We start from the raw sequence: 14,378 nt of genomic DNA on the forward strand, positions 1-14,378 counted from the left end.
TAAATGGCCGCCTTCAATTCGGAACGCCGGCCGGAATGAAATCGGAATGACCGGCCGGCTTCAAATCGGAATCGATGGCCGGCTTCATCGGAATACGCAGTCCAAATCGCCCCCCTCGCTGAGAGGTGTTGCTGCGATTGTCTTGATTTGTCGAGCGAGAGCCGCAAGCTTTTTTGCAAGATCCTGTAATTCGATCGGTGAAGCCGCGCGCTCGCGGGTGTCCTTGACGCTAGGTCCGTGCACGGTGTCCTCCTCTCCCATTGGACATAAGCACAATGTATATTTCAACAACGGAATATAAGGCTACCTCCCAAAACGCGCTATGATGGCGGTACACAGCCAATGGTTTATTTAGCAAAGGTGGCTGTCGCGTTGCCTCGCTATGGCTTGAAGTAGCCGGCTTTCGACGTAAGCGACCGGCATAGGCCGAGCCAAACTTTCTAGACGCGTCAGCGATGACAGATGCTGGAAAACGATGGCGCCTGTAGCTGACAGGGGTTGGATAATCGTCGCCAGTTATAAGCAAGCAGAATCATGGCAGGCTAACGATGAGATCATCGCTACAGAGGAACGTAGCCGCGACTGCCGTTGATCAGGGTGCGGGTGTAGGGGTGTGTAACGGCGCGCTCGATCAGCTGCCGCTTTTCCGCAACTTCGACGAAGCCACCATCCTGCATCACGGCAACGCGGTCGCACAGGTGGGCGACCACGGCGAGATCGTGGCTGACGAGGATATATGTCAGCCCTTCTCGCTCGCGCAGATCTTTCAGCAGGTTCAGGATCTCGGCCTGGATGGACACGTCGAGCGCCGACGTCGGTTCATCTAGCAGGAGAATGCGGGGTGACAGGATAAGCGCCCGGGCAATGGCCACGCGCTGGCGCTGGCCGCCGGACAGCTGATGCGGGAATCGGTATCGAAAATTCTGCGGCAAACCAACATCTTCGAGTGCCTTGTTCACCCGTTCCTGGCGCCGATCCAGCCCATGGATCTCCAGTGGCTCCAGAAGCGTGCGACCGATCGCGTGCCGCGGGTGGAACCGAATGGGTCCTGAAACAGCTGCGAGCCTAATCACCGGCGCGAACCTGCTGGGTGGACGGTGGATGATCCGTCGCCTGAGGCGGGGCTGCGTTCGACGAAGTAGATCTCGGGAAGGTGATCGTCGAGGGCGAGGACCGGTATGGCGAGGGCGTCAATGTCGCGGCCCGGCTTCGACAGGTGGCAGACCGGGCGAGATATGGTCTCGCCAAAGGTCACCAGAGGTTGAGAATAAGCTGGTTTCCGGCCTCGAGCCGATGGGCGCAGAAGGTGAAGAATATCGCGGAACCTGCAGGCTTTCCGCGTCATCCTTGAAGGACAAGTTCCACGCCAATCAAAGCGCATGGCCTGTTCGTCGAATGCATAAAACAGCGCCTGGCCGACCACGCGCTTGGCGCCACGCCCGCCGAGCGCTGCCTGAGGGAACCTTTCCTTTGGTTTCGATTTGAATCTTTAGAAAGACGACGAAATTGGAGACCAGCTGTGGACTTCGAGACGATCGGCCGTCGGCGTCTGATGATGCGCTTACCGGCGTATCGACGGCAGCTAGAAACGCTGAAAATCCCAGCCCTAAAGGACCTCCTAAAGGCCTACGGGTTCGCGGCCATTCAGAGAGACCAGGTGCGTGCGGTTGAAGGCCAAAAAACGCGCCATGTAACCCGACTGGATTGCGACTGCGCGAGGATCGAGATGGATGTTGTTCGGCTGCTCACGAATGTCGCCGCCCGGGCCGTAAAGGCATAGACCTCACCAGGAACTTTTCTTAGCAGTCAGAGTTGGACCGCAGCGGTTACTGCTTGTGGCCAAAACGGAGCAAGAAAATGAACCTGGAAAAGATCGGCAGAGCACGCATGATGCTTCGGCTGCCTGCCTACGGGCGCTTACTTTCCGAGTTAAGAAGCCGATCGATGATCGAGATTTTCATTGCCTATGCCGAGGCGTCAATCCAACTCGATGTGCTGCGTAGCACCGACACTCCCGATGGGGTCTTGATTGAAGAATACGACCAGATTTGCTTGAAGATCGAAAACAGTATCGAACCATATCTGAGGATGCTGACCGAGCAAAGTCTTACAAGTCACGCGACCAAAGAAACGCAGGCGCGATAGCACGCACCAACTACCCGGGACCTCGCGCTTTTCGGGGCAAAGGCCGTCCACCCGGAGCATGCAGCGTTTGGGCGACCGACCAGTCTTGTCACGCGGCGGTAGCTGCGACCGTCATTGTGCGATCGTAGGCTTCATGCGCATTGACCATCGCACCGGCCAGCTCGCGAAACGTGACGGTGCCGAGAGGCTTGCCGGAAGAATCGACGACGGTGATGTCGCCTTCGGGTGCAGCTGTGAGCGCACGTACCGCCTCTTCGATCGTGAAATCGGCGGGAATCCGTTGCCCGCTATCGACAGCGCCCGCCCCAAGTGGCGTCATGATGGCCTCGACATGCACGACGCGGCCCCGGTTCACCTCCTTCACGAAGTTCGCGACATAGTCGTCGGCGGGTCTCAACACAATATCCTGGCTGGTCCCCTGCTGTATGACCTCGCCGTCGCGAAGAATGGCGATCTGGTCGCCGAGTCTCAAAGCCTCGTCGAGGTCGTGGGTGATGAAGACGATCGTCTTCTTGATCTCCTTTTGCAGGTCCAGAAGCACCGTCTGCATATCCGTGCGGATGAGCGGGTCGAGTGCCGAATAAGCCTCATCCATCAAGAGCACCGGTGCGTCGTTGGCAAGCGCCCGGGCAAGGCCGACGCGCTGCTGCATGCCGCCCGACAGCTGGTTCGGGTACTTCTGCTCGAAACCTCTGAGCCCGACGCGCTCCAGCCATCGCATGGCGGTATCGATGCTCTGCGCGTGAGACACACCCTGGATTTCAAGGCCGAAGATAGTGTTGTCGAGCACGCTGCGGTGCGGAAGAAGGGCAAACTTCTGGAATACCATGGCCGTCTGGTGACGACGGAATTCGCGCAAATCCTTATCCGGCATCTTCACCACATCGATGCCGTCGACGAGGACTTCGCCGGCTGTCGGGTCGATCAGCCGGTTGATGTGGCGGATGAGCGTCGATTTGCCCGATCCGGAAAGCCCCATGATCACCTGAATGGAGCCCGACGGCATTTCGATGTTGATGTCGCGAAGTCCGAGCACGTGTCCGTGCCGCTCGTTCAGTTCGGTCTTGGTCAGACCGCTCCTGACCGCCTCGACATGAGCCTGCGCATTCGGCCCGAAGATCTTGTAGAGATGGCGGATCGCGATGCCGCCGAAAGCATGGTCAGCCATGGACAACCTCCCGATGCTTCTGGAGCCGTTCACCATAGGCCTGACTGACACGGTCGAACATGATAGCAATGCCGACGATGGCAAGGCCATTGAAGATGCCGAGCGTGAAGTATTGGTTCGCGATCGCTTTGAGCACCGGCTGGCCAAGACCTTGAACGCCGATCATCGAAGCGATGACGACCATGGCGAGCGCCATCATGATGGTCTGGTTGATGCCGGCCATGATGGTCGGAAGCGCTAGGGGGAGCTGCACCTTGAAAAGCTTCTGTCTGTTGTCAGCGCCAAAGGCGTCGGCCGCCTCCAGCACATCCTTGTCGACGAGACGAATGCCGAGATTGGTGAGCCGGATCATCGGCGGGATGGCATAGATGACAACGGCGATCAGACCGGGAACCTTGCCGATGCCGAGCAGCATGACGACGGGGATCAGGTAAACAAAGCTCGGCATGGTCTGCATCACGTCGAGCACGGGATTGACGATCCGCTGGACCTTGTCTGAGCGCGACATCAGAATGCCGGTCGGCAGTCCGATCGCGATCGACAGAACGGTGCACACGAAGATCATCGAGATCGTCCGCATCGTGTCGTCCCACATGCCGAAGTAGCCGATCAACAACAGCGTCGCGAGACAGCCGCCGACGATCCGCAGGCTCCTCGTGGCTGCCCAGGCGATGACCAGGATCAGGAGCGTGATGATCGGCCAAGGCGTCTTGGTCATGAACCGATCGGCGGCGATCAGAAAATGCTGCAGGGGCGTGAAGAAGCCCTCGATCAGGTCGCCGTAGCTGCGTGTAAAGCCGCGAAAAGTCTCGTCGATGACCTTCTTCAGATCTCGAAGTGCGTTGTCGTTCATGTGAGGAAATTGATAAAACCAGTCCATTCGGTTCCCCTTCTCGAAAGAGCCGATCCGTTCTTGTTGTTATATCGGCACGCACGGTGCGGTGTGCCGAAAGCGCACCGCACCGGCGTTCGGCGGTGGTGATTAAAGCGCAGCCTCGATCTTGGTGGCGGCCTCCGGGGAAACCCACTTCTTCCAGATATCCGGGTTTTCTTCGAGGAAGTGCTTGGCACCTTCTTCGCCGCTCGCCTGGTTGTCGGTCATCCAGGCCATGAGCTTGGCGATCGTCTCATTGCTCCAGGAGCGTTTGTTGAGATAATCCATGACCTCGGGGCCTGCCTTTTCGGAAAAGGGCTTGGCGACGAGCGTAACGATCGTGTCGACCGGCCATGCGCTGGGTTTGGGGTCGGTGCATTCGGCAACCGTAATGCAGCGCTTCCACTCGGCCGGATTGTATGGCACGCCGGCTTGCAGCTGCACCATCTCGTATTTGCCGAGAAGGGCGGTCGGCGCCCAGTAGTAGCCGACCCAGCCTTCCTTGCGTTCGTAGGCCTTGGCGATTGAACCGTCGAGACCTGCGGCGGATCCGGTGTCAACGAGAGTCCAGCCGGCTTTTTCAGCTTCGAAGGCCTTGTACAGCTGTGCGGTTACGACGGTGCCTCCCCAACCCTGCGGCCCGTTGAAGATTGCCCCCTTGCTCGGGTCTTCAGGATCCTTGATAAGATCGGGATGTTTCAGGAGGTCGGGAATTGTTTTGATGTCGGGGTGGGCATCGGCAAAGTACTTCGGGATCCACCAGCCTTGGATGCCGCCGTCGGGAAGGGGAGAGCCAACCTTGACGATGCGACCTTCCTCCGTACCTTTCTTGACCACGTCGGGCAGCAGATCGATCCAGGCTTCCGGCGCGATATCAGGCTCGCCTTTTTCGGCCATCGACGTGATGGTTGGGACGGTGTCTCCGATGGTGATCTCGGCGCTGCAGCCGTAACCTTCATTGAGGATGATCTTGTCGAGGTTGGAAATTACCTCGGCACTTTGCCAATTCATGCTGGCGATTGTGACGCCGCCGCAGTCCGCAGCATTGGCGAGCGACGAACCAGTGACGGTTCCAAGAAACAGGCATGTCGATGCAAGCAAGCGTTTCATTATCGTTCCCTCTTTTGGCGGCTTATCTTTTGAAAGCGGGGTGCCGCGGAACCCGCCCTTACGGCGCTAGGAGGCTTCCCCCATGCCAACCGATTTCCTCAATGCAGCCGTCAACCCGCGCGAAACGGCATCATCGAACCCGGCCGCGCGCATCTCCTCGATCGCGGCAGCTGTGGTGCCGCGATAGTCAAGGAAGGTCTGGACTGTTTCACTGGGACAGTCGTCCCGCTGTTCCAGCAGCCGGCCCGCACCCACCATGAGGGTGTTGACGGCCCGCTTGGCGATCTCGGGCGACAGTCCATGCGAGATGGCGTCTGTCATCATCGCTTCGGCGAGCAGCGCCGGAAAGGCGGGCCCCGATCCGGTGAGGCCGGTCAGATAGTCGATTTCCGCCTCTTCGCACACTTCATCTTGAGCGCCGCAGGCATCGAATATAGATCGCACGATCGCCCGATCATCTTTTCGCAAGCCCGCCGTGGCGATCCAAGGCGTGTAGGACTTTCGAACTTCGGCCGCCGCATTCGGCAGGGCACGGACCACACGGTCCGTCCGGTGGTGCGCACAAAGAGCGCTCAGGCGAATACCCGCCATGACGGAGATGAGCAGCTTGCCTTTGGCATCGACGTTCAGGGTGGGCCAGTCGGCCGGGCGGACGGAGAGAACGATAACGTCAGAGCGGTCGGCGAGTGCCTGGTTGTCTGATGTCCAGGAGGAGCGGTTGAAACGGTAGGGACGCTCGCTGCGATAGGAGAGGGACAGGTTTTCAGGTTCAACGACGCCTGCGCCGACAATGGCTTTGGCTATTGCGCCGCCCAGCCATCCGGCACCACCAAGTACGCCAACCCTCAAAGGTCCGCCCGTTTCCATTGTTCTCTCACTCTGCTTTGTAGCCATGCCGAGCGTAGAAGCGGTCGAGCTCCCTCTGCTGCGGCGTTTGTCCGGTATAAATCGCGATGTAATCCGGAATGCGCCTCATACGGAGCGCCAGGTCCTCCTTGGACTGCATCGAGATGTATCCAATCTGGACCAGGTAGGTTGTTCGCGCGCGAACATCCGCTGGTCCCGCCTCGTAGCCGAAACGCATGAACATGCGGCCCAGCGCCTCCATTCTGACCTGATCGGCCTGCTGGACTTCGGCCAGTATCTCCTGCGATTGCAGCGCCCAGCTACGAACGGCGAATTCGAACTGGGAGTCAAACAGGTCCTTGCTCACCCAGCAGTCGAAAACGTTCAGCATCGCCTCGGCCAGGGACTCCGCATAGGCTTCGGATTGCTTGACGAGGTTACCCGTATTCTTCTCCCTCCAGCGCGCAATGAGAGCGTTCAACAGTTCCTCGCGGTCCTTGAAGAACCAATAGAAGCTAGTCCGGGAAAGATTGAGCCGTTTGGCCAACGGCAGGATCTTCACCGACTCCACGCCAGACTCGAGCAGGGAGTCGTAGGCCGCTTCGAGCCACCCCTCCTGAGAACCGCGCCAGCCAGTGTCACTCATCGCCTGTTCCATGATTACCTCCTAACAAATCCAAAGGGCTGCTTCAAGCAAAATGTACACGAGTGTCGAAGTTCCAAACTACGGTGTTTTTGTTTGTTGACACTTGTGTACATTTTCGCTTACCGTTGCGAATTAAAGTCCCTTAAACCGGAGCCCATTGCATGTCGAACGATCCCCTGCTTCAGCCGTTTCAGTTGAAGCATTTGACCCTGCGCAACCGCATCATCGTCACGTCCCACGAGCCTGCCTACCCAGAAGACGGTATGCCGAAGGGCCGCTACCGCGCCTATACGGTTGAACGGGCGAAGGGCGGTGTGGCGCTGACGATGACTGCCGGCTCTGCTGCAGTCTCGAAAGACAGTCCCCCGGTCTTCAACAATCTGCTGGCTTACAAGGACGAGATCGTGCCATGGATTAGGCAGATGACGGACGCTGTGCACGAAGAGGGCGCTGCGATCATGATCCAGCTCACTCATCTCGGCAGGCGCACCCGCTGGGACAAGGGCGACTGGCTCCCGGTCATTGCACCCTCGCACCATCGCGAAGCCTCACACCGTGCGTTTCCGAAGAAGATCGAAGACTGGGATATCGAGCGCATCATCAAGGACTTCGCTGACGCGGCCGAGCGTATGAAGGCCGGTGGTATGGATGGCGTCGAACTTGAAGCCTACGGCCATCTCATCGACCAGTTCACCTCGCCGCTCACCAACGAGCTCGATGGTCCCTATGGTGGTTCGCTCGACAATCGCTTGCGTTTCTGTTTCGACGTCTTCAAGGCAATGCGTGAAAGGGTCGGTGACGACTTCATCCTGGGCGTTCGCTACACAGCCGACGAATGTCTTCCCGGCGGGACTGGAATGAGCGAAGGAATTGAGATCTCAAAACGCCTTCGCGACAGCGGCCTTATAGACTATCTGAATGTTATTCGCGGCCATATCGATACGGATGCGGGTCTGACCGACGTCATCCCGATTCAGGGTATGGCAAATTCGCCGCATCTTGATTTCGCGGGCGAGATCCGCGCCGCGACCAATTTTCCGACGTTCCATGCAGCCAAGATTCCGGATGTGGCAACCGCGCGCCACGCAATCGCGTCGGGCAAAGTGGACATGGTCGGAATGACCCGCGCCCACATGACCGACCCGCATATCGTGCGAAAGATCATGGAAAAGCGAGAGGATGATATCCGCCCCTGTGTCGGCGCCAACTACTGTCTTGACCGCATATATCAAGGTGGCATGGCCTTCTGCATCCATAATGCTGCGACCGGCCGGGAAGAAACGATGCCGCACCGGATCCCGAAGGCGGTGGTCCGCAAGAAGGTCGTAATTGTGGGGGCGGGCCCAGCTGGCCTTGAAGCCGCTCGCGTCTCTGCGGAGCGGGGGCATGAGGTCGTCGTTTTCGAGGCCGCGAACAATCCGGGCGGCCAGATCCGGCTTACGGCCCAAAGCGAGCGCCGACGGGAAATGATCAGCATCATCGACTGGCGCATGAACCAGTGCGAAAAGCTCGGCGTCACCTTCCGGTTCAACAACTGGGCCGAGGCTGACACCGTGCATGCCGAAACGCCCGATGTTGTCATCATCGCGACAGGCGGACTGCCGCATACGGAGGTTCTTTTGAAGGGAAACGAGCTTGTCGTTTCCTCCTGGGACATCATCTCGGGTGATGTAAAGCCGGGAACCAACGTGCTCATCTTCGACGATGCCGGCGATCATGCTGGTCTTCAGGCTGCGGAGTTCCTCGCCAGGGCCGGTGCGAAAGTCGAGATCATGACGCCGGACCGTTCCTTCGCGCCGGAAGTCATGGCGATGAACCTCGTTCCCTACATGCGCTCGCTGCAGAAACTCGATGTCACCTTTACCGTCACCTACAGGCTGGAGGCGGCAGAGAAGAGCGGCAATCAGATCATCGCGCATGTCGGCAGCGACTATGGCGGCGTGGCCAAGCAGCAGACCTTCGATCAGATCGTCGTCAATCACGGCACCATTCCGCTCGATGACCTCTATTTCGAACTGAAGCCTGGTTCGAGGAACCTCGGCGAAGTGTCCTACGACGACCTGATTTCTGGAACGCCGCAATCGGTTGAACGCAACCCGGAAGGTGCCTACCAACTTTTCCGGATCGGCGATGCGGTCGCGGCGCGTAACACGCATGCGGCCATCTACGACGCGCTGCGTCTTGCCAAGGATCTCTAACGATGGCGCGGGTCGACGCTCTGCAAGCTTTTCTGGATGCGGCTTTCGTCGCGTTCGACCAATTCGCTCAGGATTTAAGGGCGCGCCGGTCCGTCATGGAGATATTTGCCCAACTCGAAGCGCCACAACCCCAACGCTTGAACATCGGAAAGCGCCTTCCGGTGTGCAACCGACATATCGAGAGCGTTCTGGCAACGAAAACCTGGCGACCGTCACTGGATGCGCTGATTGAGCGCTTCGCGGACCTTGAGCCGATGCTCGAATGGAAGTGGCGCTCCGTCTACGATCATACGGCAAGCGAGAATTTCCTGATGAGCCACGCCAACACGATGATCGTCGGACCGGGTGGCTTGGAGGACCGAAGTGACCTATGGCTTGGAGCGACGCTGATGGCGCCGAACGTGCGTTATCCCGATCACGACCATGCCCCGGAAGAAACTTACCTGGTTCTGTCGGAGGGAGAGTTTCAGCATGGCACCTCCGAGTGGTTCTCACCCGGGGTCGGAGGCTCGTTTTACAATCCACCTGGTGTCCGGCACGCCATGCGCTCCGACGAAACGCCGTTGTTCGCCTTCTGGGCGTTGTTGCCTGATCGTCCGAGACATTGAAGTGAACGGCTCGGGTGCAACCGAGCGCAGGAGGAACATTGCCGATAACCATGCCTGCGGCTGCACCAAGTGCTGAAGCCCGATGGTGCTGTCTTCTCGGACGTCGCCGCCGCCCCGACAGACAATGTCGAGATACGAGAAAACGGCGACGAGAGCTTGGTATTGAGGCCTATGACTGCCACAACCCTGGCCTCATGGGACCCATCGCCACCTGGACGGCAAAGAAGAGTGGCGCGCTCGCGGCCTGACAAGCTAAGGCTCGAATGAACCCGTGTCCCGATGCTCGGATGATGCTAGCGATCGATGACGAGATCGCTCAGCGGCTTCGAACAGCACGGCAGAAAGAGTCCGGCATCTATCTCTCGTTGCCGGATGCCGCCATTGTGGTTGATCTCGACCGAGCCGGATACCAGTTTCGACTTGCATGTGCCGCAAACGCCATTCGAACAGGATGAGGGAAGCTTTACTCCTGCCTTTTTTGCGCAGGCGAGCACGGTCTGCTCACCTCCAACCTCGATCTTGCGAGCCTGTTTGGAAAATTCGACCTGGAATGTTCGGGTGGCGGGCTGTTCGACGTTAGGAATATCCACGTCGTCGATCACCGCTGCATCGAAGCTCTCCTCGATATAGTTGGACGCCTGAACGCCCAGTTCGGCCGTGATCGCGCGCGCCGCCGCCATGAACGGCGCAGGGCCGCAGCACATGATGATGCGTTCAGCGACGTCGGGAACCGCGAGTTGCATATATGCAGCCGATATGCGTCCCGTCAGACCGTGCCAATTGGCCTCACCGGAAACGACTTCCGGCAGAAACTGCAGTCGCAGGCCCTTCACTCGGTTGGCCAGATTGGCGAGTTCGTTGCGAAAGATGAGGTCCTTCGGGGTCCGCGCCGCGTGCATGAAGACAACATCGGCGGGTTCGCACGTGTCTGCCAACTCGCGGACCATCGCCATGACCGGGGTAATCCCTGATCCTCCGGACAGAAACAGATACTTCCGGCCGTTCGGCCGAACGAAGTGGCCGAGAGGACCGTTTGCCTTGACCTTGGCGTTGACGACGAGCTTGTCATGAAGCCAGTTCGATATCTTGCCGCCGGCGACCCGTTTGACCGTGACCGAGAACGCATTGCTGCGCTTCGGGGACGACGATATGCTGTAGCACCGGCTTTCCGGCTCGCCATCGACATCGAGGTCGAACAGGAAATATTGACCGGCTTCGAAGGCAAAACGTTTGCCCTCGGGAGACGCAAAGGTGAAGGTCTTCACGTCGTGCGTTTCCTGATGGACATCCACGCAGACCAGATCTTCATCCCTGTCGCGGCTCCACAAGTTGTCAGGCTCAAGACGACCGACCGGAGAAAAGGAGCTCTTAGTATCCATGGGCACGCATCCGGTCGATGTACCACGACGTGAACTTGTCGAGGTTGGTTTCGGAGAAGGGTGAGTAGGGGCCTGGCACATAGGCTGGATCTTCGATCCCGGCGTGCGAGCGGGCGACGAGTTCGGCGTCCTGCTCGGTCGTGGCGATCCAGACGTTGGTCAGCTTTTCGAGGTCGTAATCGATGCCTTCGACCGCATCCTTGTGCACGAGCCATTTCGTCCGCACGAGCGTTTTATCCGCTGAGAGCGGTATGACGATCGAAACGACGGCGTGGTCGCCCATGAAGTGGTTCCAGCTGTTGTGGCCCCAGAGGTGCATATCGCCGAGATCCTTGCGCAATATCGTGCCGAGCAGCGTTGCCGAGGCTGCGGTCGCGTCGGGGGTCTGGGATTCGCCAGCACCCGAAATGATGAGCCGTTGCGTTCGGAAATTAGTGGTGCAGTTCACCAATTGCTCGACCGCTGCAGATGGATACCCGTCTGCCTCCCACCGCTTGGTGCGTTCCGCATAGAGCGAGAAATGCTCCTCGGCCTGGGCGCGATCTTCCAGGCTCAAGGCGTCCGGGTCGAAGCCGAAATCGAGGTCGACAAAGGAGACGCAGAGTTCGGGATGGTTAGCGGAGCAGTGGTAGCATTCACGGTTGTTTTCGATCGTGAGCTTCCAGTTGCCCTGTTCGATGACATCGGATTCGTACGCGACCTTGGCATTGCTGATATCGTAGGGTGCAAGGCGTTCGGCCATGACGTCGATGAGGCGCTCGATATCTTCGGGCGGATTGTCCGATAGGCAGACATAGATGAGGCCGCCAACCGACTTGAATGCCACCGCCTTGAGGCTGCGGCATTCCTTGTCGAAGTTCTTGCCCATATGAGGCGCGTAGCTCAGCTCGCCCGTCAACTCATAGGTCCAGGTATGATAGGGACAGACGAGCTTCGAAACGATCGTCTTGCCCGGATCCAGCAGACGTGAGCCGCGGTGACGGCAGACGTTGTGCATGACGCGGATATCGCCGTCGTCGTCGCGAAGGACGATGAGGCTCGTCTTGCCGATATCAATAACGGTTGCATCGCCAGGCTCCGGCACATCGCATTCAAGGCCGATACAGATCCAGTGCCGGCGGAAGAACACCTCGAGATCTGCCTCGAACACGTCCTCGCGTGTGTAAAGGCCGGCTGGAAGTGAATGTCCTTCAGCCCTTGCGTCCAGGAGGGCCGATATGGGAGAAGCAAATGTCTGCAGCATAAATCCACCTTATGTTCCGATCGAAAGGCCGAGGGCTGAAAGACAAAATCGCTCAACTATTCTGGTCGCTCAACGGCATAAATATGCGCAGGTGACATTACCAAATGTAATGGAAGACAGATGTCGAACCTGAGGAAGAAACTACCGCCGCTCACCGCCTTGACGGCATTTGAAGCGGCGGCCCGCTTGTCCAGTTTCACGCGCGCGGCGACGGAGCTCGGTGTTACTCAGGCTGCCGTAAGCCGGCAAATCCATTTGCTGGAAGAAGATTTCGGTTTTCCCTTGTTTCGGCGGCTCCACCGCAAGATCGAATTGACGGAGAAGGGCAAGCTGCTTTCAGCAGCGGCCGGCGACGCGTTCAATCTGATTGCCGACACCGTAGCCGACCTCCGATCTGAAGGCCCGGATGATGAGTTGGCCATCTCGGCGACCATTTCCTTCTCGCACTTCTGGCTTCTGCCAAGGATCGCCGCGTTTTCTCGCGCCCATCCCGAAATCAAACTTCGCATCATTACGCAGGATGCCCGAACAAGCATCGAGACAAGCGATGTAGACCTGGCGATCCGCTACGGAACCGGTACTTGGTCGGACGGTCAGGCGGAGCTATTGTTCGACGACGAAGTTTTCCCGATTTGCAGCGCAGATTATTTGCTCACGGCTGGCGAGGTCCGCACACCGCAAGATCTTGTCGGCCATCCTTTGATATCAAGCGATACGGAAGATCCTACATGGACGGGCTGGGAGGAGTGGCTAGCGGCCTTTTCCGTGAAGGCGCCGAAAAAGGCCCGAGGCCTTCGATGCAGTTTCTACATCGAGGCCATTTATGCCGCAATGAACGGGCAAGGCATTGCGCTCGGTTGGAATCGTCTAGTGGCCGACCTTATCCAGCAAACTCGCTTGGTCCGTCTTACTGATGCATCCATCCGCACCAGGGCGGCCTACTTCGTCGTCGTTCCAACAAGGAAGCCAAAAAAAGAAAGTGGGAGACTGTTCATTGAGTGGCTGCGCGAGGTTTCCGCTTCCGCGGTTTGACGATTCTTACGAGTGTGTTGGGTAAAGCGGCCTGCCGTTCCTCTTCCTCTCCATCTTGAAGCGGGCTCGGGGTTGGGTTCCCGATAAGACAAGCGCTTGTTGCGGACTGCTAGCCAAGCCTTAGGCAGGCCATCTGGCAGGCACCAAAACCCGCGACAATGTGAAAAGTTCCGGCATGGGACTTCAGTCTGATCGGCCCTTGGCAAAAGTCTGAGGTCGATTGTTGGGAAGCCGCGTTGCACTAAATTTCTCAATTAGCCCATGTCGCTGAAGACCCTCACAAAAAAGCCATGGGTTTGTAACGGTGCCAGAGCGGCTCTTCCGTCCCTTCGGCTGCTCTGGTGCTGTTACCTCGGTTCGAGGAGACCATGGGAGATATCAGGATGCATGAAAGAAATAGCTATGGGCAGCCGGAAAAAACCGCATCAACCGGGTTGCCCATCGGTGTGATGCTTCTCTCGGTAGCAGCGATAGCCGTTTACCTGATCGTTGGAGGCGAAATTCTCAATGACAATAGCCGGGCCGTCGCCGTGTACCTTCCTAAGGTAGAGGCGAAATAGCTTTACTCAGGGCCAAGGGAGGCGCGGAATGAGCTTGTTAAAGCTAGGGCGGGCTCGCCTGGGGATGGCGCTACCGCGCCATCGTGGGTGGTTGCTCGCAACCAAGGACCGGCGCTTGGATGATCTCTTTGAATCCTACGCGCTGGCATCAACGACGCTCGACAATCTCCGGCGTGAGATGCACCATCGAGAGGCGCTTATAGACGAATACGAGGGAGTCTGCCGGGACCTCCAGGTAGATGTAGTTACGCTGCTCGCCCTGTTGGAGGAGCGAACCTTGCAGCGAAGCTAGCAGCTTGCCGGGGAGAAGGCGTTTTAAGCGCTCAGCTCGATAGCGTTGTTGCAGCACCCGCAAGCTCCAACGTCGCTGCCGGCATTGTAGATGCGGTAGTTGCATCTAGATCCATAGAAAAATTGTCGACGAAAACAAACTCGGCGCAGTACAGCGCAGGGGCCGTTCGTGCGTCCCGTAATTCAAATAGAAGGCCACGCTTGGCGCGTGAAACGCGGTGGGCACCGGACCTCTCAAGGTGGGTTTGACCGTCCCATGACCGGCCACGCCTGGCTCC

At 58.3% G+C, this 14,378-nt stretch carries 13 protein-coding genes and 2 pseudogenes; 6 read left to right on the top strand and 9 right to left on the bottom strand.

The annotated features are described in order from the left end of the window. Nucleotides 1-560: 560 nt before the first annotated feature. Nucleotides 561-1,057, bottom strand: a pseudogene (locus tag ASD00_RS23375) (ATP-binding cassette domain-containing protein); the annotation flags it as partial. A gap of 800 nt (nt 1,058-1,857) precedes the next feature. On the opposite strand from ASD00_RS23375, the gene ASD00_RS23385 reads away from it, so the two are divergent. Continuing rightward, nucleotides 1,858-2,145 (top strand): hypothetical protein, encoded by a 288-nt coding sequence (locus ASD00_RS23385; RefSeq protein WP_057209221.1) that lies wholly within the window; start codon nt 1,858-1,860, stop codon nt 2,143-2,145. A gap of 88 nt (nt 2,146-2,233) precedes the next feature. Here the strand turns inward: ASD00_RS23385 and ASD00_RS23390 are convergent, their stop codons facing one another. From ASD00_RS23390 to ASD00_RS23410, 5 genes are all read right to left on the bottom strand, one after another. Next, entirely contained in the window at nt 2,234-3,313 is a 1,080-nt protein-coding gene (locus tag ASD00_RS23390; protein WP_057209223.1) for a glycine betaine/L-proline ABC transporter ATP-binding protein, read from the bottom strand. Further along, nucleotides 3,306-4,193, bottom strand: a complete 888-nt coding sequence (locus ASD00_RS23395) for a proline/glycine betaine ABC transporter permease (RefSeq protein ID WP_057209225.1) — start codon at nt 4,191-4,193, stop codon at nt 3,306-3,308. Before ASD00_RS23395 ends, ASD00_RS23390 begins: the two co-directional genes overlap by 8 nt. Before the next feature lie 102 nt (nt 4,194-4,295). Next, complete coding sequence (locus ASD00_RS23400; RefSeq protein WP_057209228.1) at nt 4,296-5,297, bottom strand: ABC transporter substrate-binding protein; 1,002 nt, start codon at nt 5,295-5,297, stop codon at nt 4,296-4,298. 66 nt (nt 5,298-5,363) lie between these two features. Next, a complete protein-coding gene (locus ASD00_RS23405; protein ID WP_057209230.1) occupies nt 5,364-6,164 on the bottom strand; it encodes a pyrroline-5-carboxylate reductase dimerization domain-containing protein in 801 nt (266 codons plus the stop codon). Nucleotides 6,165-6,171: 7 nt separating this feature from the next. Next, on the bottom strand, nt 6,172-6,801 hold the full coding sequence (locus ASD00_RS23410; protein ID WP_057209232.1) for a TetR/AcrR family transcriptional regulator: 630 nt from the start codon (nt 6,799-6,801) through the stop codon (nt 6,172-6,174). Nucleotides 6,802-6,950: 149 nt separating this feature from the next. Between ASD00_RS23410 and ASD00_RS23415 the strand changes: the two genes are divergently transcribed. The 3 genes and pseudogenes from ASD00_RS23415 to ASD00_RS41885 form a co-directional block, all read left to right on the top strand. Then, nucleotides 6,951-8,987, top strand: a complete 2,037-nt coding sequence (locus tag ASD00_RS23415) for an NADH:flavin oxidoreductase (protein WP_057209236.1) — start codon at nt 6,951-6,953, stop codon at nt 8,985-8,987. 2 nt (nt 8,988-8,989) lie between these two features. After that, nucleotides 8,990-9,595 carry a dimethylsulfonioproprionate lyase family protein gene (locus tag ASD00_RS23420; protein ID WP_057209243.1) on the top strand — a complete coding sequence of 202 codons (606 nt, stop codon included), beginning with the start codon at nt 8,990-8,992 and terminating at the stop codon, nt 9,593-9,595. Between the two features lie 34 nt (nt 9,596-9,629). Further along, nucleotides 9,630-9,843: pseudogene (locus tag ASD00_RS41885) on the top strand (hypothetical protein); the annotation flags it as partial. A gap of 45 nt (nt 9,844-9,888) precedes the next feature. Here ASD00_RS41885 and ASD00_RS23425 read toward each other — a convergent pair. Then, nucleotides 9,889-10,974: a hybrid-cluster NAD(P)-dependent oxidoreductase gene (locus ASD00_RS23425; RefSeq protein ID WP_057209245.1), complete on the bottom strand. Its 1,086-nt coding sequence runs from the start codon at nt 10,972-10,974 to the stop codon at nt 9,889-9,891. Then, nucleotides 10,964-12,217, bottom strand: coding sequence for an SRPBCC family protein (locus tag ASD00_RS23430; RefSeq protein WP_057209247.1), 1,254 nt, complete (start codon nt 12,215-12,217; stop codon nt 10,964-10,966). The genes ASD00_RS23425 and ASD00_RS23430 overlap by 11 nt, the downstream gene beginning before the upstream one ends. A 120-nt stretch (nt 12,218-12,337) precedes the next feature. Here ASD00_RS23430 and ASD00_RS23435 point away from each other — a divergent pair, with 120 nt between their 5' ends. Both ASD00_RS23435 and ASD00_RS41010 read left to right on the top strand, forming a co-directional pair. Then, the gene (locus ASD00_RS23435; RefSeq protein WP_057209249.1) at nt 12,338-13,249 is read left to right on the top strand and encodes a LysR substrate-binding domain-containing protein; all 912 of its coding nucleotides are present in this window, start codon (nt 12,338-12,340) and stop codon (nt 13,247-13,249) included. A gap of 383 nt (nt 13,250-13,632) precedes the next feature. Beyond that, nucleotides 13,633-13,809 carry a hypothetical protein gene (locus ASD00_RS41010; protein ID WP_164474995.1) on the top strand — a complete coding sequence of 59 codons (177 nt, stop codon included), beginning with the start codon at nt 13,633-13,635 and terminating at the stop codon, nt 13,807-13,809. 148 nt (nt 13,810-13,957) lie between these two features. Here ASD00_RS41010 and ASD00_RS40330 read toward each other — a convergent pair whose 3' ends face one another. Beyond that, the gene (locus ASD00_RS40330; RefSeq protein WP_156585754.1) at nt 13,958-14,158 is read right to left on the bottom strand and encodes a hypothetical protein; all 201 of its coding nucleotides are present in this window, start codon (nt 14,156-14,158) and stop codon (nt 13,958-13,960) included. Nucleotides 14,159-14,378 lie beyond the last annotated feature (220 nt).

This window comes from Ensifer sp. Root31, assembly GCF_001424825.1.
In the GTDB taxonomy this organism is placed as follows: Bacteria; Pseudomonadota; Alphaproteobacteria; order Rhizobiales; family Rhizobiaceae; genus Ensifer; species Ensifer canadensis.

Excerpts from the sequence above, each read along its gene's own strand:
- ASD00_RS23385 (WP_057209221.1), top strand. The coding sequence starts at position 1,858 with ATGAACCTGGAAAAGATCGGCAGAGCACGCATGATGCTTCGGCTGCCT.
- ASD00_RS23390 (WP_057209223.1), bottom strand. The coding sequence starts at position 3,313 with ATGGCTGACCATGCTTTCGGCGGCATCGCGATCCGCCATCTCTACAAG.
- ASD00_RS23395 (WP_057209225.1), bottom strand. The coding sequence starts at position 4,193 with ATGGACTGGTTTTATCAATTTCCTCACATGAACGACAACGCACTTCGA.
- ASD00_RS23400 (WP_057209228.1), bottom strand. The coding sequence starts at position 5,297 with ATGAAACGCTTGCTTGCATCGACATGCCTGTTTCTTGGAACCGTCACT.
- ASD00_RS23405 (WP_057209230.1), bottom strand. The coding sequence starts at position 6,164 with ATGGAAACGGGCGGACCTTTGAGGGTTGGCGTACTTGGTGGTGCCGGA.
- ASD00_RS23410 (WP_057209232.1), bottom strand. The coding sequence starts at position 6,801 with ATGGAACAGGCGATGAGTGACACTGGCTGGCGCGGTTCTCAGGAGGGG.
- ASD00_RS23415 (WP_057209236.1), top strand. The coding sequence starts at position 6,951 with ATGTCGAACGATCCCCTGCTTCAGCCGTTTCAGTTGAAGCATTTGACC.
- ASD00_RS23420 (WP_057209243.1), top strand. The coding sequence starts at position 8,990 with ATGGCGCGGGTCGACGCTCTGCAAGCTTTTCTGGATGCGGCTTTCGTC.
- ASD00_RS23425 (WP_057209245.1), bottom strand. The coding sequence starts at position 10,974 with ATGGATACTAAGAGCTCCTTTTCTCCGGTCGGTCGTCTTGAGCCTGAC.
- ASD00_RS23430 (WP_057209247.1), bottom strand. The coding sequence starts at position 12,217 with ATGCTGCAGACATTTGCTTCTCCCATATCGGCCCTCCTGGACGCAAGG.
- ASD00_RS23435 (WP_057209249.1), top strand. The coding sequence starts at position 12,338 with ATGTCGAACCTGAGGAAGAAACTACCGCCGCTCACCGCCTTGACGGCA.
- ASD00_RS41010 (WP_164474995.1), top strand. The coding sequence starts at position 13,633 with ATGCATGAAAGAAATAGCTATGGGCAGCCGGAAAAAACCGCATCAACC.